At 41.6% G+C, this 21,623-nt stretch carries 19 protein-coding genes; 2 read left to right on the top strand and 17 right to left on the bottom strand.

What is annotated here, in order from left to right; genetic code table 11:
- Positions 1 to 76: 76 nt before the first annotated feature.
- Positions 77 to 1,372: an amidohydrolase gene (locus IFO69_RS15795; protein WP_225444178.1), complete on the top strand. Its 1,296-nt coding sequence runs from the start codon at positions 77 to 79 to the stop codon at positions 1,370 to 1,372.
- A 65-nt stretch (positions 1,373 to 1,437) separates the two neighbouring features.
- On the opposite strand, the gene IFO69_RS15790 is transcribed toward IFO69_RS15795, so the two are convergent.
- Both IFO69_RS15790 and IFO69_RS15785 read right to left on the bottom strand, forming a co-directional pair.
- A complete protein-coding gene (locus IFO69_RS15790; RefSeq protein WP_192011103.1) occupies positions 1,438 to 2,109 on the bottom strand; it encodes an FAD-binding oxidoreductase in 672 nt (223 codons plus the stop codon).
- An 85-nt stretch (positions 2,110 to 2,194) separates the two neighbouring features.
- Complete coding sequence (locus IFO69_RS15785) at positions 2,195 to 3,031, bottom strand: purine-nucleoside phosphorylase (RefSeq protein ID WP_192011102.1); 837 nt, start codon at positions 3,029 to 3,031, stop codon at positions 2,195 to 2,197.
- 134 nt (positions 3,032 to 3,165) lie between these two features.
- Between IFO69_RS15785 and IFO69_RS15780 the strand changes: the two genes are divergently transcribed.
- Positions 3,166 to 3,690 carry an NADPH-dependent FMN reductase gene (locus tag IFO69_RS15780; protein ID WP_192011101.1) on the top strand — a complete coding sequence of 175 codons (525 nt, stop codon included), beginning with the start codon at positions 3,166 to 3,168 and terminating at the stop codon, positions 3,688 to 3,690.
- On the opposite strand, the gene ftsZ is transcribed toward IFO69_RS15780, so the two are convergent.
- The 15 genes from ftsZ to IFO69_RS15705 all read right to left on the bottom strand — a co-directional run bounded on the left by ftsZ (position 3,687) and on the right by IFO69_RS15705 (position 21,515).
- The gene (gene ftsZ / locus IFO69_RS15775; RefSeq protein WP_192011100.1) at positions 3,687 to 5,333 is read right to left on the bottom strand and encodes a cell division protein FtsZ; all 1,647 of its coding nucleotides are present in this window, start codon (positions 5,331 to 5,333) and stop codon (positions 3,687 to 3,689) included. The genes IFO69_RS15780 and ftsZ overlap by 4 nt on opposite strands.
- Positions 5,334 to 5,406: 73 nt before the next feature.
- Positions 5,407 to 6,720: a cell division protein FtsA gene (ftsA, locus tag IFO69_RS15770; protein WP_192011099.1), complete on the bottom strand. Its 1,314-nt coding sequence runs from the start codon at positions 6,718 to 6,720 to the stop codon at positions 5,407 to 5,409.
- Positions 6,721 to 6,731: 11 nt separating this feature from the next.
- Positions 6,732 to 7,496: a cell division protein FtsQ/DivIB gene (locus IFO69_RS15765; RefSeq protein WP_192011098.1), complete on the bottom strand. Its 765-nt coding sequence runs from the start codon at positions 7,494 to 7,496 to the stop codon at positions 6,732 to 6,734.
- Positions 7,487 to 8,884, bottom strand: a complete 1,398-nt coding sequence (murC, locus tag IFO69_RS15760; RefSeq protein WP_192011097.1) for a UDP-N-acetylmuramate--L-alanine ligase — start codon at positions 8,882 to 8,884, stop codon at positions 7,487 to 7,489. Before murC ends, IFO69_RS15765 begins: the two co-directional genes overlap by 10 nt.
- Positions 8,881 to 9,963, bottom strand: a complete 1,083-nt coding sequence (murG, locus tag IFO69_RS15755; RefSeq protein WP_225444177.1) for an undecaprenyldiphospho-muramoylpentapeptide beta-N-acetylglucosaminyltransferase — start codon at positions 9,961 to 9,963, stop codon at positions 8,881 to 8,883. The genes murC and murG overlap by 4 nt, the downstream gene beginning before the upstream one ends.
- Before the next feature lie 38 nt (positions 9,964 to 10,001).
- Positions 10,002 to 11,171: an FtsW/RodA/SpoVE family cell cycle protein gene (locus IFO69_RS15750; protein WP_192011095.1), complete on the bottom strand. Its 1,170-nt coding sequence runs from the start codon at positions 11,169 to 11,171 to the stop codon at positions 10,002 to 10,004.
- 4 nt (positions 11,172 to 11,175) lie between these two features.
- Positions 11,176 to 12,516 (bottom strand): UDP-N-acetylmuramoyl-L-alanine--D-glutamate ligase, encoded by a 1,341-nt coding sequence (gene murD / locus IFO69_RS15745; protein ID WP_192011094.1) that lies wholly within the window; start codon positions 12,514 to 12,516, stop codon positions 11,176 to 11,178.
- A 3-nt stretch (positions 12,517 to 12,519) separates the two neighbouring features.
- Positions 12,520 to 13,731: a phospho-N-acetylmuramoyl-pentapeptide-transferase gene (mraY, locus tag IFO69_RS15740; RefSeq protein ID WP_192011093.1), complete on the bottom strand. Its 1,212-nt coding sequence runs from the start codon at positions 13,729 to 13,731 to the stop codon at positions 12,520 to 12,522.
- Positions 13,732 to 15,198 carry a UDP-N-acetylmuramoyl-L-alanyl-D-glutamate--2,6-diaminopimelate ligase gene (locus IFO69_RS15735; protein WP_192011092.1) on the bottom strand — a complete coding sequence of 489 codons (1,467 nt, stop codon included), beginning with the start codon at positions 15,196 to 15,198 and terminating at the stop codon, positions 13,732 to 13,734.
- Positions 15,198 to 17,312 (bottom strand): penicillin-binding protein, encoded by a 2,115-nt coding sequence (locus IFO69_RS15730; RefSeq protein ID WP_192011091.1) that lies wholly within the window; start codon positions 17,310 to 17,312, stop codon positions 15,198 to 15,200. The genes IFO69_RS15735 and IFO69_RS15730 overlap by 1 nt, the downstream gene beginning before the upstream one ends.
- Positions 17,309 to 17,707 (bottom strand): FtsL-like putative cell division protein, encoded by a 399-nt coding sequence (locus tag IFO69_RS15725; RefSeq protein ID WP_192011090.1) that lies wholly within the window; start codon positions 17,705 to 17,707, stop codon positions 17,309 to 17,311. The genes IFO69_RS15730 and IFO69_RS15725 overlap by 4 nt, the downstream gene beginning before the upstream one ends.
- 2 nt (positions 17,708 to 17,709) lie before the next feature.
- Positions 17,710 to 18,618: a 16S rRNA (cytosine(1402)-N(4))-methyltransferase RsmH gene (gene rsmH / locus IFO69_RS15720; RefSeq protein WP_192011089.1), complete on the bottom strand. Its 909-nt coding sequence runs from the start codon at positions 18,616 to 18,618 to the stop codon at positions 17,710 to 17,712.
- Positions 18,615 to 19,067 (bottom strand): division/cell wall cluster transcriptional repressor MraZ, encoded by a 453-nt coding sequence (gene mraZ, locus IFO69_RS15715; RefSeq protein WP_192011088.1) that lies wholly within the window; start codon positions 19,065 to 19,067, stop codon positions 18,615 to 18,617. The genes rsmH and mraZ overlap by 4 nt, the downstream gene beginning before the upstream one ends.
- Positions 19,068 to 19,514: 447 nt before the next feature.
- Positions 19,515 to 20,489 carry a polyprenyl synthetase family protein gene (locus tag IFO69_RS15710; RefSeq protein WP_192011087.1) on the bottom strand — a complete coding sequence of 325 codons (975 nt, stop codon included), beginning with the start codon at positions 20,487 to 20,489 and terminating at the stop codon, positions 19,515 to 19,517.
- A gap of 105 nt (positions 20,490 to 20,594) precedes the next feature.
- Entirely contained in the window at positions 20,595 to 21,515 is a 921-nt protein-coding gene (locus IFO69_RS15705) for a lipid A deacylase LpxR family protein (RefSeq protein WP_394354474.1), read from the bottom strand.
- Positions 21,516 to 21,623: the final 108 nt, after the last annotated feature.

The raw sequence follows: 21,623 nt of genomic DNA, 5'->3' as shown, positions 1-21,623 counted from the left end.
ACTAAAAACTTATTCAATGGGTATTTTAAAGCCTCCAATCTTTTGCTAATTTTAATTACAGCCAACCATGAAAATAATGTTTAAGAACTATTTAATCTTCCTTATAGCCCTCTTCAGTTCGGCAAGTTTTGCGCAAACCACTTTACACAAAGACATAGATGATCGGTCATTAGCCATCAAATCCAAAGTAATCAAGTGGAGAAGGGATATCCATCAAAATCCTGAATTGGGCAACCATGAAACCAGAACGGCAAAGCTAATTGCCGCCCACCTGAGAAGCTTGGGAATCGAAGTCCAGGAACAAGTGGCAGTTACTGGTGTAGTCGGTTTATTGAAAGGTGGCCATGATGGTCCGACAGTAGCATTAAGGGCTGACATGGATGCTTTACCAGTCACTGAGCGTAATGATCTTCCGTTTAAATCGACGAAAACAACGGTCTATAATGGCCAGGAAATCGGTATTATGCATGCCTGTGGACATGACACCCATGTAGCCATATTGATGGGGGTTGCCGAAGTTTTGGCAGGGATGAAAGGCGAAATCCATGGAAATGTGAAATTCATTTTTCAGCCATCGGAAGAAGGTGTTTTTGAAGAAGGCGTGGATTCATGGGGAGCCAAACAAATGGTTGAAGAAGGGGTAATGGAAGGTGTAGATGCCATTTTCGGTTTGCATATCAACTCACAAACTGAAGTAGGAAAAATCAAATACAGATCCGGCCCAGCCATGGCTGCAGTGGACAACCTGAAACTAACCGTGAATGGCCGCCAGGCTCATGGTGCCTACCCCTGGTCATCGGTTGATCCTATTGTCACTTCCGCTCAAATTGTCAATGCTCTTCAAACCATTATCAGTAGAAATGTCAATATCACAGAGAATCCCGCTATAGTCACCATAGGAAGTATTCATGGAGGTGTCCGTCAAAATATCATCCCCGAAAAAGTGGAAATGCTAGGAACAATCAGAACTTACGGTACTAAGCAACAAAGCTTGATCCATAAAAGAATACATGAAATCGCCACCAATACAGGAGAAGCTGCCGGAGCAAATGTGGATGTGGTCATTGATAAAATATATCCGGCTACAATAAATGATTCTGATCTAACTGAAAAAATGGTTCCTACATTGCAACTAGTGGCCGGTGCAGAAAACCTAATTTACCATGACCCTATCACTGGAGCAGAAGACTTTAGCTACTTCCAAATGGAAGCCCCAGGCCTATTTATCTTTTTGGGAGGAATGTCCAAAGGGGAAGATCCTGCAGATGTGGCTGCACACCATACACCTGATTTTTTTATTGATGAATCAGGGCTTTTGCTGGGAGTAAGGGCCCTCAGTTACCTAACTTTAGACTATATGGAAATGAAATGATCCAAGGAAAATAGGCGATCAACGTATTTATCGCCTATTTTTACTTTTATAGAAGCTTAAAATAATTATTGCTCAAAAACTAATGTGGAAGGATTGGCTCCCAGTTCCTTCAATCCACCGTTGACTGCTTTGATAAATCCAGGAGGCCCACATACATAAAAATGTTGGTGCTCAAAATCTCCAATTTTGGATTTTAAATAAGCCTTATCAATCATTCCCTTATCATAAGCTGTATCCTTTTGCTTCGCGATGATATTGATAAATTTATGACCCAATATTGTCTTCAGCTCTTCGTATAGAATGATATCGTCATTGGTTTTATTAGCAAAAATCAACTTGCTAGTACCAACCTTATTCTTTTTGCGAAGCTGCCTTAAAATGGCTATAAAAGGAGTAATACCTGCTCCACCAGCTATAAAGACCCCTTCTCCTTGAAAGGATATTGTTCCCCAAGGATCTCCTATTTCCAACTCATCTCCTACTTCAGCTTCGCCTAACCTTTTGGTCACCCCCTGATGACCTTTATAGGATTTGATGATAAACTCCAAATAATCATCTGACGGTAAACTAGTAAAAGTAAAAGGACGCTTTTCAGCTTCCCACCCTGCTTTTAGCAAACTCACCTCTGTAGCTTGGCCGGGTTGAAAATCATACCCATGAGGCTTCTCCAACTTGTAACGGCTCACATCATGTGTAACCTTTTCTTTCTCTAATATTTTTACTCTGTAAGTTGCCATACTTGAACTTACAAAAAACCAAGTGATTATTATAATCCAAAGCCAATATACTACCTTAAAAAAAGGCAGAAAAAAACCGTTTTATTCACATTTCAGAAACCAAATCTTTTATTATCGCAGTCATTTTTGGTTCAGCAATGGCTGCTGCCGCAATCACTTCTTGGATGGAAATCTTCTTGATCTTACCTGGTGAACATAAATCTGTAATGGCCGACAAGGCAAAAACCGGCAAACCCATTTGCCGCGCAACTATCACTTCTGGCACAGTACTCATCCCCACTGCATCCGCCCCAATAGTCCTCAGGTATCGGTATTCAGCTCTCGTCTCAAGGTTGGGACCTTGAACACCAACATATACTCCTTGATGTATTCTAATTCCTTTTTGATCGGCTACTTTTATAGCTTTATCTATTAGCTCCAATGCATAAGGCTCACTCATATCCGGAAATCTCACTCCAAACCCATCCAAATTTTTACCCCTCAATGGGTTTTCCGGAAATAGGTCAATATGATCATTGATAACCATTACATCACCTATTTCAAATGCTGGATCAAGTCCTCCTGCTGCGTTGGAGACGATTAGCTGCCTGATTCCCAATCGTTTCATTACCCTAACAGGAAAGGTTACTTCTTTCATATGATAACCTTCATAATAATGAAACCTCCCCTTCATCGCCACTACGTTAATTCCAGACAATTTTCCGAAGACCAACTCTCCACTGTGAGTTTCCACCGTAGAAATAGGAAAATGAGGTATTTTGGCATATGGAATCTCTTGATCTATCTTGATATGCTCTATCAATTGTCCTAATCCAGTACCTAAAATTATGCCCACTTGGGGTACATCTTTTACCTGTTGGTTGATATAGCTTACAGCTTCTTCAATTTGTTCAAGATAGGGATTGGGCATGTCTTTTATCATTTTTATTTGGTTATGGATAATCTTCGCTCTTATTTTGAAAGGGATAATAATTTTTCTGAGACTTCTTAAGAAACTTTATGACTTACGATATTGTATATTAAGGAGCAGTTTTGCAAGTATAAGTAGATTCATTCATGATAAAAATAATAGTAGGTACCAATAGAAAAAATGCAGTTTCCAAAACCATAGCCCAGTTATACCAAGATATACTGACGGAAATGGGAGCCCAAAATGAATTAATTGACCTGAGGGAACTGCCCAATGATTTTGTCTTTACAGCCCTTTATGAAAACAATGGCCAAAATGAAGTCTACAACGAGTTGCATGACCGTATTAAGGCAGGAAATAAATTTGTTTTTATCGTACCGGAATACAATGGCTCTTTTCCTGGGATATTAAAATCGTTTATTGATGGCATGACCTATCCCAATACATTTAGGAATAAAAAATGTGCTGTGGTGGGGATTTCATCAGGAATAGGCGGAGGTGGCATCGCATTGAGCCACCTTACCGACATATTCCACTACCTGGGCATGCATGTTCTGGCCAATAAGCCAAAACTTGCCAAAATTGAGGAAAACATGTCTAATAACTTGCTCACCAACAAGTTTTACATAGACCTTTTGAAAACCCAGGCAGAAATGTTGATTAATTTTTAATCAACATTGTCATGTAAAAACCGGTTATTGCCCAGAATCTCATTGTCATCATTTAAATTAAACTTGGACAAATTGGTTTCCGAACTGTGTTGCACATCCTGGAGTTTTACATTTTTCCTTAAATAAGCAGGCTTATCAAGCTTTTCTTTGAACTCCTCGGGAGTTTGATTGGCTGCCCTTAGGTTTTTTAACCTTTCAAAGCGCTCATGTGCGCGTTGCATGGCCTTTTGCTTGATTTGCTCATAGTAATCATTATTGTAAGCTGCACCAGCATTGCTCTCTTCCTCACGTGGCATGCTATTGCGCTGCTCAGCCTTAGGTTCCTCGTCATACAATGGAGTCACTTTTCTTTCTGGAGAAGGACTTGCAGGTACAAACTCAAACTCATCATCTTGTGATGTTGGAGTCGGATAATTATAATCCTCTTCAGTATCCACGTGGCTCTGGCTTGGCATTGGTTTAGCAGATGAAGAATTAGTTTCTTCATAATTGTTACCATTGTTAGATGGTGTAGGCTGCTTGATCGTAAAAGTAAAGGTCTGACCAGAGGATGCAGGACTATCCTCTTCTACTTTGGTTGTTTTACCTGAATCCAAATCAATTACTTTTTTCGAATTTTCTTCTTTTTCCTGCTCTATTTTCTTGGCTTTGTCAGCTTCATCTTTTGTCAGAGCACCAGTCTGAAAACCTGTTGCAATCACAGTAACTCGGATTGCCTTTTTCAAATCAGGGTCGATACCTTGACCAAAGATTACTTCCGCATCATCTCCTGCACGTTCCTGAATGTATTCCGTGATTTCACTCAATTCATCCATAGAAAGCTCCTCTTCTTCACCTGACATGATGGACAATAGGATCTTCTCAGCGCCCTTAATATCCACATTGTTTAACAATGGTGAAGCTATAGCTTTCTCTGCAGCCTTGATCGCTCTGCCTTCCATCTCTTCAGTAGCAGAACCCATCACGGCAGCTCCGGCATCTTTCATCACGGTCTTCACATCTTCAAAGTCGACGTTCACATCCTGATGAACAGTGATGATTTCCGCAATTGACTTTGCCGCTGTACTCAGCACATTATCCGCTTTTCCAAAAGCAGAACGGATAGGCAAGTTGCCATAAACCTCTCTCAACTTGTCATTGAGAATGACCAAGACGGTATCGCAGTTGGCTCTTAATTCTTCAATACCTCTTTGGGCTGCTCCGGTTTTTTTACGGCCTTCAAAAATAAACGGTGCAGTGACAATACCCACTGTAAGTATGTCCATATCCTTGGCAATCTTGGCAATCACTGGGGCCGCACCCGTCCCGGTGCCACCACCCATACCGGCAGTGATAAATACCATCTTGGTATTATCAGAAAGTAACTCCCTGATTTCTTCTTTGCTTTCCAAAGCAGCATTCCTTCCCTTTTCAGGATTGGCTCCAGCTCCCAAACCTTCTGTAAGGTGAGCTCCAATCTGAAGCTTCAAAGGAACCGGACTGCTCTTCAATGCCTGCGAGTCTGTGTTAACTACAACAAACTCCACATCTTTTATTCCTTGGCTAAACATGTGGTTCACCGCATTGGAACCACCTCCTCCCACACCTATCACCTTGATGATAGACTTGTGATTTTTAGGAATATCAAATTTGTAATCTTTCATGATATCTGACATTTTTTCCTCAATTTTTGGTGAATTGTTATTTCTAAATCTTTCTAAATCTCTGTTTCACTGATCAGTAGTTGCCCTCATCTCCGATATCATCCGTGATGAAGTCTTTCAGTCTTCTTCTGATGCTACCAAAAATGTCCTTGCCGGGCATCTCCATTCTGTTTCGGTCATTCTTTGCCTCTACTGGCACGGACTGACGCTGACGGTAATAGTCCTCCCTGTCATCCAAAGCTTTGAAGCCAGCTAACACTAAACCAACAGTGGTTGCATACATAGGACTTTTCACTTCTTCAATCTTTGATTTGCCCAAGTGCTCATTAGGGTAACCAATTCGTGTATCCAGCCCCGTCATATACTCAAACAATTGGCCTACACCTTGCAGCTGGGAGCCACCGCCTGTTAGGACAATGCCTCCTGCTAGTTTCTTATAAAGGCCGCTGGCTACAATTTCTGACTGCACCATTTCGATGATTTCTTCCATTCTTGCTTCAACGATGTAAGCCAAGTTTCTGATAGAAATTTCTTTTGGAGGCCTGTTTCTTAGGCCAGGAATAGAAACAATCTCATTAGGATTTGCTTCTTCAGCGATGGCTCTACCAAATTTGGTTTTTAGCAATTCCGCTTGGTTTTGCATTACCATGCAACCTTCTTTGATATCAGCTGTGATGATATTTCCGCCAAATGGAATCACTGCCGTGTGGCGAATGATGTTATCGTAGAATATAGCTATATCCGTAGTACCCCCACCGATGTCCACCAAGCATACGCCTGCTTCTTTGTCCAAATCGCTAAGGACTGAAAGCGAACTGGCCAATGGCTCAAGAATCAAATCCTTGGACTGAAGATCTGCTCTTTTTACGCATCTGTTGATATTATTGATAGCTGTGGTCTGTGCAGTGATGATATGGAAATCTGCCTCTAAACGGGCTCCTGACATGCCCACTGGATCTTTGATACCATCTTCATAATCTACCGTATAATCTTGTGGCATTACGTGAATAATCGTGTTTCCAGGAGGCACGACAATGTTCTCCATATCATTGGATAATCTGCGTACGTCCTCAATGGTGATTTCATCATCTTTGGTATTTCGGATGATCACTCCATGGTGAACTGAGCTTCGGATGTGTTGCCCGGCAATCCCAACGATCACTTCCCTAATATCAACCTCGGCCATATCTGAAGCTTCATTTACCGCTTTTTGGATAGCATTTACGGTTTTGTCAATATTGGTAACGATGCCCCGGATTACTCCGTCAGACACTGCTTTGCCCATGCCGAGCACCTCCAGTTTTCCGAACTCATTTTTGCGCCCTATGATGGCACAAATTTTTGTGGTTCCAATGTCCAGTCCTACGATTAATTTGTCAGTTTCCATAGCTATATCAATTATTCACAAATGATTTGATCCTTAAATTTCACATTTACCCGTGTGTAGGCATCCCAACCTTTTTGGGGTATGATCTCTTTATAAAAGAGACTTAGTTTTTCAAACTTTGATGCAATGTCCTCTGGCTTTCCAAACTCTATTTCTTGTCTGCCCACTTGCTGGTGCATCGTAATATTTCCTTTTCTATCTACCTCCAAAGAAGCTATCTGAGCGCTCCAGAAATCACTTTTGTCAATGAAGTAAATCAGATCCAATAAGCCTTGATAATCACTGGTAAGATCCTTAGCAGCTAACAGTTCATCTGCTAATGCTCCATTAATGATCAAAACCCTTGAAGTATAATGGGCGGAAGTAGGTAAAATAAAACCTTCGGATGATATATATCCATCGGCTGCCAAAGGCCTACTGATCCTGGCAATCGGCCGATATTGATCCACCGTCACCATCACATCTCCCTTAAGATCAGTATATACCTCTGCATTCTTCACAAAAGGGTGTCCTTCTACTTTTTCTTCCAACTTCCTTAAATCAATGTTTTCCAACCTCTTCCCATCTGATAGGCTTGGAAATTCTTTCAAGAGCATAGAGGAAATCTCATCCTCCTCTACAAAATAAACATCACTAATCCCCTTTACTTTCACAGATAGGCTGTGGTAACTCCTTTCAGCTCCTTTTTTTTCTACGAAGCCAATGAAGACCACCAACACCAGTAAAAGTGCCGTGAATACAAATGATTGCTTTATTTTTAAGTTTCTCAATCCCATTGCTCTATCAGATCATTTATTGGATCAACAAGTCTATCAATATCTCCTGCTCCTAAAGTCACTAAAACTTCAGGCCGCTTTTGGTCTAAAAACCCCAGCAAATCATTCTTACTTTGCAGTGATTTTTCAGATGAAGTAATTCCATCCAATAACATCGCTGCATTCACCCCCTCAATCGGCAACTCCCTTGCTGGATAGATATCCAAAAGGATTACTTCATCCGCCAAAGAAAGAGCTTCAGAAAAACCTTCCGCAAAATCTCTAGTCCTGGTGAATAAATGAGGCTGAAAAATCGCTGTCAGTTTCTTATTGGGGTACATGGCTTTCACCGAACCCAAAAATGCCCTGATCTCTTCAGGATGATGGGCATAATCATCGATATACACTCCCTTCAAATCCTGCCTTTTGATTTCAAATCTTCTTTTGACTCCTCTAAAACTTTCAAGCCCCTTTCTGATCTCTTCCTCAGCTATGCCAAAATGCAAAGCGATGGACACTGCTGATAAGGCATTTTCAACATTATGAAAACCTGGAACCCTCAAAATCAACCCTTCAATCGACTTCTCTTCGCTGACATAATCAAACTCAAAAGAGGCTATTCCGGCCTTGACATTTTCTGCCCTGATCTCTCCTTCTCCCAACCCATATTGACGCACGGTCAAACTGCCAAAATCATTCCTATTTAGCTTTTTCAGGGCATTTTTTTGAATAAATAAAACACCGTCTTTAGGCAATAAATCAATGTACTTTTCAAAGTTGACGGTAAGTTCCTGAGCATCACCGTAGATATCCAAATGATCAGCATCCACACTTGTCACCACAGCAACATTGGGATGCAATCTCAAGAAAGATCGATCAAACTCGTCCGCCTCTACAACTACGATTGGCTTCTCCTCATTTTCCTCATCATGTAGAATCAAATTGCTCTCATAATTTTGGGTAAGCCCTCCCAAAAATGCAGCAATGTTCTTCCCTGCGCTCTTCAACATATGGGCCACCATAGAGGAAGTGGTTGTCTTACCATGCGTCCCTGCTACTCCGACCGTGTACATGGATGACGTAATCATCCCCAAAACTTCAGATCTCTTCTTAAGGTTAAAGTGTTTATCCTGAAAGAAATTCAACTGCACATTATCTTTGGGAATGGCTGGTGTCCAAACGATCAACACATTTTCCTTATCGTGTTTAACAGATTCAGGAATGGTATTCAATGAGTCTTCATAAGTGACTTGCATCCCTTCCTCTTCCAACTTTTTAGTCAATGGGGAAGGTGTTCGGTCGTACCCACATACAGGAATTCCCACATGATTAAACCACCTGGCAATGGCACTCATCCCGATACCACCAATTCCTAAGAAATAAACGCTATGTAACTTATCCCACTTCATTTGATCAAAGCTTCCAATTCTTCTACAATCTCACGGGCAGCATTAGGCTTGCCCATCTTTTTTATATTTTTTCCTAAGCGATCCTGCAGATCAGTATCACTCATCAATTCATCCACTTTCTTGGCCAAACCTTCCACCGCTTCACTATCCTTTAACATCAAGGCTGCCTCCTGGTTGACACAAGCCATGGCATTTTTGGTCTGATGATCCTCAGCCACATTGGGGGAAGGAACAAAAATCACCGGCTTTCCGACCAAGCTCAATTCAGAAACTGACAGTGCTCCAGCCCTGGAAATCACCATATCTGCCGCAGCATAGGCCAAATCCATTTCTTTGATAAACTCCAGAGCTTGTATAAACTTCAACCCTGAGTTTTCTACCTTATCAGCCATTTCCTCGAAGTAAAACCTCCCTGTTTGCCAAAGCAATTGATATCCTTTCTCCTCAAAATATTCCATTGAAGCCAAGACAGCTTGGTTGATGGTTCTTGCACCTAAGCTCCCTCCCAAAACCAATATCACAGGTTTATCATCATCAAGCCCAAAATGCTTCAATGCAGCTTCCTTTTTATCCGATAAGTTCAAAATGTCCTTGCGAACAGGGTTACCCGTAAAATGGATCCTATTTTCAGGAAAGAACTTTTCCATCCCGTCATAGGCAACGCAAAAAGCCTTAGCCTTCTTCGCCAATAATTTATTGGTCAATCCCGCATAGGAATTTTGCTCCTGGATCAAAGTCGGAATGGCCTTTCTTTGCGCTACATACAATAAAGGACCACTTGCATATCCTCCCACTCCAACCACAGCATGTGGTTGAAAACGTTTGATCAGTTTTCTTGCCTTATTGATACTGTCCCAAAGTTTAAAAGGAAAGCTTAGGTTTTCTAAGGTCAGCCTTCTTTGCAAACCAGCCACTGGTAAACCTTCTATCGCATACCCAGCCTCCGGTACTTTCTGCATTTCCATTTTGCCTTCTGCTCCCACAAAAAGAATCTCGCTCTCTGGATGCTTTTCCATCCAGGCATGAGCAATCGCAATGGCCGGATAAATATGTCCTCCGGTTCCACCACCGCTGATCATGATTCGATATGTGTTCTTCTCTTTAATCACAACTTATACTATTGAGCCATTTGCATGGTATTTTTTCTAATAGCATTGGTATCACCTGCAAAACCATCTTCATGGTCTCCGCGGCTTACACTAAGGATAATTCCTAAGGAAATCCCGGTAAACAACAAGGAAGTGCCTCCCATACTCAGCAGAGGCAATGGCTGACCAGTAATTGGACCTAAACCCACCGCAACGGCCATATTTACCAAGGCTTGAATCACCAGTGCAAAGCTCAAACCAGCGGACAGTAAGCCTCCAAAGGGTCGATTTGAAATGGCTACAATCCTCATCCCACGATACAATAGCGCGAGATAGAGAAACAATACTACGCCTCCTCCAATCATACCATATTCCTCAATGATAATGGCATAGATGAAATCAGAATACGGATGGGGAAGTGAATTTCTTTGTTCACTGTTTCCAGGTCCCTTACCCGCAATCCCTCCAGTGGCAATTGCCATATATGACTGTTGTGCCTGATAAGGAATATCCTCATCAGACATAAAGTTTTCTATCCTTGAAAAGAAGGTTCCTCCTCTTTGACCTAAGAAAATCGCTGAGGTCAGCGCCAAAAAACCTATTAAACAAACGGCAATCAAGAACTTCACTGGCACCCTACCGATAAACATCAGCAATAAACAAGTGCTCAACAACATTACAGCTGTGGACATATTGGCCAAACCAATCAGCATACAGATCATCCCAATCCAGATCATCACTGGAATAAATGTTCTCTTGAAGTCCTGAATGTTTTTCTGCCGCTTAGCCAACATCCCTGCCACTGCTGCTATCAAAGCCAACTTGGCCAGATCTGATGGTTGAAAAGCCTGATTGATGATCGGAATGGTCAGCCATCTATTGGCATCGTTGACATTGGAACCAAACAAATAGGTAATGGCCAATAAAGGCACTGAGACCCAAAGAGCCATCAAACTGATCTTAGAATAATACTTATAAGGCAATCTGTGTGCTCCCCACATCACGACCAAACTCAAAAGCACCAACATGGAATGCTTAATCAAGTAAGCCTCGGTATTTCCTCCCATTCTACGGTAGGCCAAAGTACCTGTGGCAGAATACACCACAAGAATACTAATGATGGAAAGCACCATCACGATTCCCCAAATCATGGGATCACCCTTCAAGTTTTTATCGATCCAAGCTTTGACCTTAACCATACTTTTATGACTTCATTTTTATTACTGCTTCTCTAAATTGATCTCCCCTGTCTTCATAGTTTTTGAATAAATCAAAACTCGCACAGGCCGGTGACAATAAAACCACATCACCCATCTCTCCTTTTTCAAGTCCCCATTTTACAGCTTCTGTGACCTTCTGTGTTTCCAAGATCTCTGGAATCACACCTTCAAAAGCTGCTTTCAGCTTTTCATTATTCTTTCCCAAACAGATCAAGGTTTTAACATGCCCTCTCACTTTTGGGATTGTGACTTCATAGTCATTTCCTTTATCCACTCCACCTGCTATCCAGATCAAAGGCTCCTTGTAAGCTGACAATGCATAAATTGTGGCATCTACATTGGTTCCTTTGCTGTCATTTACAAAAACTACCCCGTTTATTTCTCCCACTTTCTCCATCCTATGCGGAGCGTTCTTAAAGTCTGCCAGGCCTGTCTTGACCGCCTCCTCATTAGCTCCAGCCAATAGGGCTGCATTGACAGCACACATGACATTGAGCATATTATGATCTCCTTTCAAAGCCATCTCACTTTCAGGAATGGCCAACATATGATCATTAAAGTTGACCTTCACCTCACTCCCATTGAAAAAGCTGCCATCTTTTACAATCTTTTCCAAAGACACTTCATGAACTTTAGGCTGAATCACCAACTCATTTAATCCTTTCCAGATATTTTGATCTTCACGAAAGTAGATAAAGTCATCATCTCCATCCATTTGTTTCAGCAAGTTCAGTTTCGAGTGGATGTAGTTTTCCAACTTGTACTCATACCGATCCAAATGATCTGGTGTAATGTTCGTTAGCACAGCAATCTTTGGCTTCAGGGTCTTGAACCCATCGATCTGAAAACTGCTTACTTCCAGCACCCACCAGTCATGATCCTCACCTACCAGTTGGCTAGCCCAGCTCTTCCCTACATTTCCTCCCATACCTACATCCAAACCACTCTTCTTCATCAAATGATAGGTCAGTAGCGTAGTAGTGGTCTTACCATTCGTTCCAGTAATGGCAATCACCTTTCCTTTGGTGAACCCATAGGCAAATTCCAGTTCATCTATCACCGGAATTCCTTGCTCGATGGCTGCTGAAACTATCACATTGGTAAAAGGAATCCCTGGACTTTTGATGATCTCGCCTTGACCTAAAATTCGTTCCTGAGTATGCTGGCCTTCTTCATAAGAAATACCAGCTTCGTCAAGCGTATTCTTCCTATTTTCACTGATTTTGCCTCCGTCTGAGACAAAAACATCATAGCCGTTTTTCTTGGCCAACAATGCTGCGCCTACACCACTCTCTCCTGCTCCCAATATGGCTATTCCCTTCATACCTTATCGCAATTTTAACGTGGCCAATGTGATGATTGCTAACAAGATTCCTACAATCCAAAAACGTGTCACGATCTTTGATTCGGGAATTCCACCCTTTTGATAGTGGTGATGCAGAGGGGACATCCTAAAGATTCTTCTGCCCTCTCCGTATTTCTTTTTGGTATACTTGAAATAGCTCACCTGCATGATGACAGACAGGTTTTCTATCACAAAAATCCCACAAAGCACCGGGATCAAAAGCTCCTTGCGCAAAGTCAGACACAGCACAGCTATTACACCTCCCAACATCAAGCTTCCGGTATCTCCCATGAAAACCTGCGCTGGGTATGAGTTGTACCATAAAAAGCCAACGCAAGCTCCCAAAAAGGCAGCACAGAAAATCACCAGCTCACCAGAATTGGGAATAAACATGACATTGAGATACTGCGAGAAAATGGCATTACCACTGATATAGGCAAAAATGGCTATTGCCAAACCTATAATAGCGGAAGTCCCTGCTGCCAAGCCATCAATTCCATCGGTTATATTGGCCCCGTTTGATACCGCAGTGATGATAAAAATCACCAACAAAATATATAAGTAAGGGGTAAAATCCTCTCCAAGGAAACCAAGGAAATTCTCATAATTAAGTTCATTCTTCTTGGTAAAAGGAATGGTGGTCTTCATGACCTTTACATCTTTGAAAGCTGGGGTCTCTACAACTCCTTCCTCTATGGATACCGGGTTTTGAAATTCTCTCACCACCACATCTTCATGGAAATAAAGGGTAGCTCCAACGATAATTCCAATTCCCACTTGTCCAATTATTTTGAACTTCCCTGCAAGGCCTTCTTTGTTCTTCCTGAAAACCTTAATGAAATCATCCAGAAAGCCAATTCCTCCCAACCATACTACAGTCACCAACAATAAAATGATATAGACATTATAAACATCTGCAAACAACAAAGTGGGAATGATAATGGCCGCAATCATCATCAACCCGCCCATGGTTGGCGTTCCTTTTTTTTCTGATTGGCCTTCCAAGCCTAGGTCTCTTACTGTCTCTCCAATCTGCATTTTTCTGATCCAATTGATCATACTTTTGCCAAAAGTGATGGCAATGATCAATGACAGCATAGCAGCCATACCCGCTCGGAAGGAAATGTACCTGAAGACACCTGCCCCAGGGAAATCAAACGCGCTGTCGATATAGTCAAAAAGATGGTAAAGCATTTATTTGTTTGTATGTATCAGTTGCATTAATTCTTTTACTGTTTGGAAATCATCAAAAGGGTGTTTCACTCCCTTGATCTCCTGGTAAGTTTCATGTCCCTTACCTGCAATAAGGATAATATCCCCTTTCTCGGCCATGACACATGCCGTTTTGATCGCCTCCCTTCGGTCAGCAATAACGAGGGTCTTTTTGAAAGCCACCGGATTTACCCCTGCCTCCATGTCCTTCAGGATATCCATTGGCTCTTCATCCCTAGGATTGTCAGAAGTCAAAACCACCTTTTCGCTCATCTCTGTAGCGATCTTCGCCATGACAGGACGCTTGGCCTTATCCCTATTTCCTCCACAACCCACTACGGTAATGACTTTTTCACCACCAGTCCTTACTCCTTGAATCGTTTTAAGTACGTTTTCCAAAGCATCAGGAGTGTGCGCATAATCTACAATAGCTGTGATTCCCTCCACTACTAACTGGTCAAACCTTCCATTTGCCCCTTTGATTTTGGAGAGCTGCATCAATACTTCATCTTCTTCTTCTCCCAGTAGTACGGCTGAACCTAAAACACTGGTAATATTATAAGCATTGAATTCTCCTATCAATCGAAACCAAGCCTGCTTGCCATTGATATCCAACTCCAACCCTTGAAGAGTATTGCTGATCACCTTGGCTTTAAAGTCGGTAGGATATTTCAATCCATAAGTATGCTTATTGGCTTTGGTGTTTTGCATCATCACCATCCCGCGCTTATCATCAGCATTAACCAAAGCAAAGGCATCCTTAGGTAACTCATCAAAGAGTTTTTTCTTGGCCTTAATGTAATCATCAAAAGTCCCATGATAATCCAAATGGTCATGGGAAATATTGGTAAATACAGCCCCTGCCAAAGTCAATCCGGCCATTCTCTCCTGAACGATCGCATGCGAACTGGCTTCCATAAAGCAATGGGTACAGCCTTTTTCTACCATCCCCGCCATAAGCTGGTTGATAGCGACACTGTCAGGTGTGGTATGAGTAGAAGGAATAATTGCATCATTAATCTTATTCTCTACTGTACTCAACATACCCGTGACATATCCCAACTCCATGAAAAGCTTATGCAATAAGGTCACACAAGTAGTTTTTCCATTGGTTCCTGTAACTGCCACAACCTTCAATTTGCTAGAAGGATTACCATAGTAATTAGAAGCCATTACCCCCAAAGCCTTCGCTGAGTCAACCACTTGTACAAAGGTGATTTCCTTGTTCAGCTCCCCTGGAAGGGCTTCACAAACTATACTCTTAGCTCCTTTTTGGATGGCCTGAGCAATAAACTCATGTCCATCCACCTGAGTGCCAGCCACCGCCACAAACACCGACCCTTCACCGACTTTTCGGCTGTCGAAGACAATATCTTTCACCTCCACTTCCATATCACCGGTAGTAGATGTCAAAGAGACTTTGTACAATATGTCCTTTAATGTCTTCATCAACTTAATTCAATTCTTATGGTACCTCCTTTTGGCACATTTGATCCGGCCTGGATGGACTGTCTTTTCACCCTTCCTTCACCGGAATAACTCACTCGTAACCCTTTATTTTCCAAGACATATAGCGCATCCCTTAAAGTCATTCCAGACACATCTGGCACCAAAGGAGAATCTACTTTGTTTGGTCTCCAATTAATGGACCTGTTTACCACCGCGGACTTTACCCAACGTTCTGCTCCATCATAGTGATTCGATATGCCGAACTTGTTACAGATCATTTGAAGTTCGTCTGCCATACCGGCCTGAATGTAAGGAAACACGACTTGTGACAACTGCGGAGCAGGAGGTACTGGCTTGGCTTCATCTCTATTCAGTTTCAAATCCTGAGCATATATCTTATCCGCTATTTCTTTGAAAACCGGCGCTGACACATCACCTCCATATGCATTGAACCCTTTGGGACTATCGATCACGATAATCATACTATACTTGGGTTCATCAGCAGGAAAATATCCCGCAAAGGACGTATAATACTTCTTGGTATACCTGCCATTCACCAACTTTTGAGCCGTGCCAGTTTTTCCCGCGATTTTGTATTCGCTATTACTTATATTTTTTGCCGTTCCGTTTTCCACTACACCCTCCAGTAAAGATTGTAGCTGTTTGATCGTTGATTCTGACGCAATACTCCTTCTCAATATTTCAGTATCATATTCTTCTTCCACATGATTACCTTTCTGTATGCGCTGCACGATCATTGGCTTTACCACCTTACCACCATTGGCTACAGCATTATATAAAGTCAAAGTTTGGATAGGGGCCACCTTTAACTCATAGCCGATAGACATCCAAGGCAAAGTGGTTCCATACCAATTTTTCTTGTCTTTGGGATCCTTGAAATAGGGAATTCCTTCCCCTTTGATCTGAAAGCCTAGAGGCTTATCCAACCCCACTTCTTCCACATAGCTCAGGTACTTCGCTGGATCGACCCCAAAATGCTCGTCTACCAATCGTGAAATAGCCACATTGGAAGATTTTTCAAAAGCCTGTCGAATGGTCAATTTTCCATAGCCACCATATTTGGCATCCCTCATGGTCTGGTTATAGAATTTGTATACACCATCACCCGTATCCACAGTATCTTTCAGGTTCACTTTTCCTTCTTCCAACAAGGCCAGCATGGAAAGCAACTTAAAAGTTGACCCTGGTTCTGTCAACCCTTGTTCACCTACCGCATAGTTATAATACTCACCATATCCTGAACCATTGTCCTTTTTCTCCAAATTGGCTATTGCCTTGATATGCCCAGTCTCTACTTCCATCACCACCACACAACCATACTCAGCATCCTTGTTCATTAATTGTCTCAAAAGTGCTGACTCCGCCACATCCTGAATATTGATATCAATAGTGGTCACAATATCATACCCATCCTCAGGTCGGATATCCTCTGCATCATGAACAGGCTTCCACGTTCCTCCTGCAATTTTCTGGAACAATGCCTCTCCGTTCTTTCCTTCCAGATAACCATTGAAACTGTACTCAATTCCAGCCCCATACCTGTCTTCATTCAAAAACCCAACGGTCCTTCCTGCTAGATTTTTAAAAGGCCTATATCTTTTTTCTACCTTTTCGAAAATGACTCCACCACCCATTCTACCATTACGGAAAATGGGCCAGGATGACATCATTTGTTTTTCTTGATAGCCAATTTGTTTTCTATTAAGCACCAAATACCTTCTGCCATCTATCCGGGCATCATTAATAATTCTTTTGTAGGAAGCCGCAGACTTGTCTTTGTAAAAAGCAGAAAGATTCCTGGCCAACGAGTCAATACCAGACCGGTACAATTCTTCATCCGCTATACCTGGATCAAGAACCACCCTGTAAAAGGGCAGACTCGTAGCCAATAAGCTTCCGTCGCTGCTGTAAATGTTACCCCGGGTAGCACTGACTTTCCTGTATTGGAGGTTAATATCCTGCGCTTTCTGCCTCCATTTATCCCCATCCACAAACTGAACATGGGCTATCCTGTACAAGATAGCCCCCGCAAAAATCACCATGACCAAAAAGGCCAGCCTTACCCTCAGTAATATGGATTTCTTAATGTTCATTTATCTCTAATAATCTTTATCGGAGGTTCTTCTATTTCGTAAATGTTTAACACCTTTATTTTCTTTGCCACTTCGGATTGTTTGCTGCTGAACATATATTCAGCTTCCAGAGTAGTGACATCAGCCCTGAGATCTTCCACCTCCTGCTGAAGCTTCTCTATTTCCCTAATAGTACTCTCAGCTTTGTGATTGCTCCAGATATACACCAAGGCCAAAAAAGCAGCATAAAAGAATGGAGGCACCAATCTAACAGGGATTCCCTCTCCCAACCAATCACTAATTTTCAGTTTTTGGTCGATAAACGAAAAGAGATTTTTTCCATTGCCAGCATTACCTGAATTCCGGCTTTCATTGCTTCCTCTTTTTATTTTTTTCTTAAAAGTATTTCCTTCCATGATTATACTTTTTTAGCGATTCTTAACTTGGCACTTCTGGCCCTATTATTTAAAGCAACTTCTTCTGGGTTTGCCTGGATAGCCTTACGACTGACTGGCTCCAAAGGACGTATTAGGTTACCATAGAAATCCTTTTCAACTTCTCCCTGAAGCTTGCCTTTATTGATAAAGTTTTTCACCATCCTGTCTTCAAGGGAATGGTAACTCATTACCACCAACCTGCCACCAGGTTTCAAAACCTCTACAGTTTGGTGCAACATTTCTTCCAAGGCCCCCATTTCATCATTCACTTCGATCCTTAGGGCCTGAAAAACCTGAGCAAAATATTTAAACTCCCTTCCTCGGGGAGCCATCTTTTGAAGCAGTTGCTTAAACTGCTCTATTGTTTCAAACTCTCTAACGGCCCGATCAGAGACCACCGCCTGCGCTAAGGTTTTGGCATTTTTGACCTCTCCATAGATGCCAAAAATTTTATGCAGCGCACTTTCCTCATAAGTATTGAGAACTTTCTTGGCAGACAGGCCAGCCAACTGATTCATCCGCATATCCAAATCACCATCAAAACGGGTAGAAAAACCTCTTGTAGGCTCATCTATCTGATGGGAAGAAATTCCTAGATCTGCTAATATCCCATGTACTTTATTGACCCCATACAGCCTAAGGTACCTTTTAAGATCCCTGAAGTTAGCTTGAACAAAGGTGAAATTTGGATGTTCCAGCGCATTGGCCGCAGCATCCTCATCCTGATCAAATCCATATAAGTGACCTTCCGGCCCCAAATGCTTCAGAATTTCCTTGGAGTGACCACCTCCCCCAAACGTTAAATCCACATATACGCCATCTGGACGTATAGCCAGCCCGTCAATGCATTGGGACAGCATTACGGGGATATGGTATTCAGCAGCACTCATTTCTTGGAATCAGATAAATATTCTCTGGCCTGTTCAGCAAAAACTTCAGAATCCCCAATCAAGAAGTCATCATACTTCTGAGGATTCCAAATCTCGATGGTCTTACCCATACCCACTACCACTACTTCCTTGGTAATCTCAGCAAAATGCAATAACGGCTTTGGAATCGAGAACCTCCCAGTAGTATCCAACTCCACTTCAGTATTTCCACGATAAAAGCTTCTTTTAAAATTCCGCTGTTTTGGATCAAAATCATCCAATGCCGATACTTTCGCGTCCAATTTCCGATACTCGCTCATGGGATAAAGCACCAAGCAGGGATCAAAACCTCTCCGCATTACCAACTCATTCCCATAGGTTTCCGGTAATGCCGCCTTTAGCTTGGCAGGCAAAACCAGACGTCCTTTGGCGTCAAGCTTGCAGTAATATTCACTAGAGAAATTGCCCATGTTTTTCTTAACGAGTCCCGTTCAAATACAAAAGTAATAAAAGCATCCACACAATCCACCACCTTTCCCCACTTTTTCCCACTACTTTATAAAAGTATCCAAAACTTTGATTTTTCCCAATATTTTAATAAAAAATATCCTAGCTACACACTGGTTCCCACTTACTTACGGGCCAAAAAGTTCATTTCAGATAAAGCACTAAAAAAGCTTTAGAGGACAAATAAAGCCAATTTTCAGCTAAAAAAGGCTATTTTTAAAGTAAAACAGCCCTGTTAAAACTTCCCAGTGGGGGAAATTCCCATGCATTCCCAAGATTTGATTTTTTTATGATTTTCTTGAAAAAAAATTCGCAACTGGATTGCGAAAAGATGTAATTTTTGATAAAAAATCCAAAAAACTATTTTGTTTTATACACAAAAATTAGCTGATACTACACAAATAAACTACCTACTTTTTCCTCAGAATTGTATATTTCACCAAATTTTCCAAAGATGTTTTGTACTCTGAATCTGGTAAACCAGACAGTATATCAAGCGCTTCCTGAAAGAATTTATTCATAATTTCTTCGGCGTAATCCAAGCCACCAGAAGCCTTCACAAATTCGATAACTTGATTGACAGCCTTTTTATTTTCGTTTTTATTTCGGATGAGATAAATGATTTTCTTTTTCTCAGTCCAACTGGCATGATTCAAAGCATAAATGAGCGGCAAGGTCATCTTTTTCTCTTTGATATCTATTCCTACAGGCTTGCCTACTTCATCCTCTCCATAGTCAAAAAGGTCATCCTTAATCTGAAATGCCATCCCTACCTTCTCTCCAAAATCACGCATTTTCTCTACTACCAACTCATCCCCTCCAGCGGTAAGGGCTCCAACAGCACAGCAAGAAGCAATTAAACTGGCCGTCTTCTGACGAATGATGGTATAATATATATCCTCAGTAATATCCAGATTACGGGCTTTGGCAATTTGGAGCAATTCTCCCTCACTCATTTCCCGAACCGCATTGGAAACGATTTTCAATAAGTCGAAATCTCCATTATCCACACTTAATAGCAACCCTCTTGAAAGCAGGTAATCGCCCACCAAAACTGCAATCTTATTTTTCCAAAGGGCATTAACAGAAAAGAAACCTCGACGGTAATTGGCATCATCCACCACATCATCATGTACCAAGGTCGCTGTATGTAATAACTCAATTAAAGCAGCTCCCCTGTAAGTGGACTCAGTGATGCCGCCTGTCACACCAGCTGTTAAGAAAACAAACATAGGACGCATCTGCTTTCCTTTTCTTTTTACGATATAACTGGTAATGTGGTCCAGGAGCTTGACCTTGCTTTTCATAAAAGATCGAAACTTCTTTTCGAAGTCGGTCATCTCGACAGCAATAGGGGCTTGTATTTGTTTGAGGTCTGGCTTCATCGCTTTTTTGGTGATGCAATAATACAATCTAATAAACCATTGACAAAATAGAGGGGATGATTATTCCAAAGCAATGTCATCATTCAAGGCCTTTTAGCCCATTGATTAAAAAAGGTAAGAGAAATTCAAGCTACCCAAAAGCTGCCCCTTTGCAGCCTCAGTCTCCTTACTTCGGTAAAAAAACCTGTACGAAAAGCCAAACTTAGGATAAGCCAGTACCAATTCGCCAAAATATTCATTGACCATCTTTTCTGGCACCATCCTAATAACGCCCCAGTCAGCCCTTTCACCAACGCCTTGGATGGTTGCATTCCAAAAGACCCGTTTAAATTCCATTCCTCCATGAAAATAGATTTCCGTTCCCCCACTTTGTCCCACTCGTGAGCCAGTGATATAACTTTGGCCTGAATGATTAAACTTCCCCAGTCTAAAAGAAGGAGATAAACGTATACTTCGATCAAAAGTCCCTAAAGCAAACTTAGAAGAAAGCCAAAAATCAAAATGCCCAGCATCAATCACTTGATATGCAGCATCTGTCCTAACATTTACCAAAGCACCGCTTCCAATCTGATATCGCCATCCCTGAGGCTGTGGGAAACCAAAAAGACGATGGTACCAAACCTGTACATCCTCAGCTTTTGAGCCAGGACCAACCTTTCCAAGAAGGAGATTGCCTTTTAACCAACCTCTTTTAATCAAGTACTGATATGAAGAATTCAAAAAGAGTATTCCTGCATAAGGCCGGTCATATTTTCTTACATCTTTCTGGGTATATCTCTGTGGGGTATAAATCTGCTGAGATAAATCAAATTTCATTCTGCTGCGGGGGGTCAAATACCGAACATACCCTAGAAAAACGCCATGGGTATAATACCGATCAAAATGGGTAAATGCCAACGCATCATTATCCACTTGCAAAAATATTTCATGTTTTCTTAATGCCTCGTCATCGCTTTGAGCCTGACAACAAATGACTCCAAACATCAAAAAACATAAGGAAAATAAGATTTTATTGGGCTTACTCAATTTTAATGCTTCTAAGTCGAAAAGATGAAGTAAATTATCAAAAAATCTTTATTCATATAGTTTTTGAGGGCATTTCTTAGTGTTTTGTTTTAATGAGCATATTATTTC

Origin of the sequence: Echinicola arenosa (assembly GCF_014841125.1) — a bacterium.
Classification (GTDB): domain Bacteria; phylum Bacteroidota; class Bacteroidia; order Cytophagales; family Cyclobacteriaceae; genus Echinicola; species Echinicola arenosa.
The sequence above is the reverse complement of the archived record's forward strand: the minus strand, read 5'-3'. Positions and strand labels throughout refer to the sequence as shown.

Bases quoted from the DNA above. Each gene is read 5' to 3' on its own strand.
- IFO69_RS15765 (WP_192011098.1), bottom strand. From the start codon at position 7,496: ATGGGATTGAGAAACTTAAAAATAAAGCAATCATTTGTATTCACGGCA.
- IFO69_RS15725 (WP_192011090.1), bottom strand. From the start codon at position 17,707: ATGGAAGGAAATACTTTTAAGAAAAAAATAAAAAGAGGAAGCAATGAA.
- IFO69_RS15710 (WP_192011087.1), bottom strand. From the start codon at position 20,489: ATGAAGCCAGACCTCAAACAAATACAAGCCCCTATTGCTGTCGAGATG.
- murC (WP_192011097.1), bottom strand. From the start codon at position 8,884: ATGAAGTGGGATAAGTTACATAGCGTTTATTTCTTAGGAATTGGTGGT.
- IFO69_RS15735 (WP_192011092.1), bottom strand. From the start codon at position 15,198: ATGAAGACATTAAAGGACATATTGTACAAAGTCTCTTTGACATCTACT.
- IFO69_RS15750 (WP_192011095.1), bottom strand. From the start codon at position 11,171: ATGGTTAAGGTCAAAGCTTGGATCGATAAAAACTTGAAGGGTGATCCC.
- IFO69_RS15790 (WP_192011103.1), bottom strand. From the start codon at position 2,109: ATGGCAACTTACAGAGTAAAAATATTAGAGAAAGAAAAGGTTACACAT.
- IFO69_RS15730 (WP_192011091.1), bottom strand. From the start codon at position 17,312: ATGAACATTAAGAAATCCATATTACTGAGGGTAAGGCTGGCCTTTTTG.
- mraZ (WP_192011088.1), bottom strand. From the start codon at position 19,067: ATGGGCAATTTCTCTAGTGAATATTACTGCAAGCTTGACGCCAAAGGA.
- ftsZ (WP_192011100.1), bottom strand. From the start codon at position 5,333: ATGAAAGATTACAAATTTGATATTCCTAAAAATCACAAGTCTATCATC.
- rsmH (WP_192011089.1), bottom strand. From the start codon at position 18,618: ATGAGTGCTGCTGAATACCATATCCCCGTAATGCTGTCCCAATGCATT.
- IFO69_RS15795 (WP_225444178.1), top strand. From the start codon at position 77: ATGTTTAAGAACTATTTAATCTTCCTTATAGCCCTCTTCAGTTCGGCA.
- IFO69_RS15785 (WP_192011102.1), bottom strand. From the start codon at position 3,031: ATGATAAAAGACATGCCCAATCCCTATCTTGAACAAATTGAAGAAGCT.
- murG (WP_225444177.1), bottom strand. From the start codon at position 9,963: ATGATCAGCGGTGGTGGAACCGGAGGACATATTTATCCGGCCATTGCG.
- IFO69_RS15780 (WP_192011101.1), top strand. From the start codon at position 3,166: ATGATAAAAATAATAGTAGGTACCAATAGAAAAAATGCAGTTTCCAAA.
- murD (WP_192011094.1), bottom strand. From the start codon at position 12,516: ATGAAGGGAATAGCCATATTGGGAGCAGGAGAGAGTGGTGTAGGCGCA.
- ftsA (WP_192011099.1), bottom strand. From the start codon at position 6,720: ATGGAAACTGACAAATTAATCGTAGGACTGGACATTGGAACCACAAAA.
- mraY (WP_192011093.1), bottom strand. From the start codon at position 13,731: ATGCTTTACCATCTTTTTGACTATATCGACAGCGCGTTTGATTTCCCT.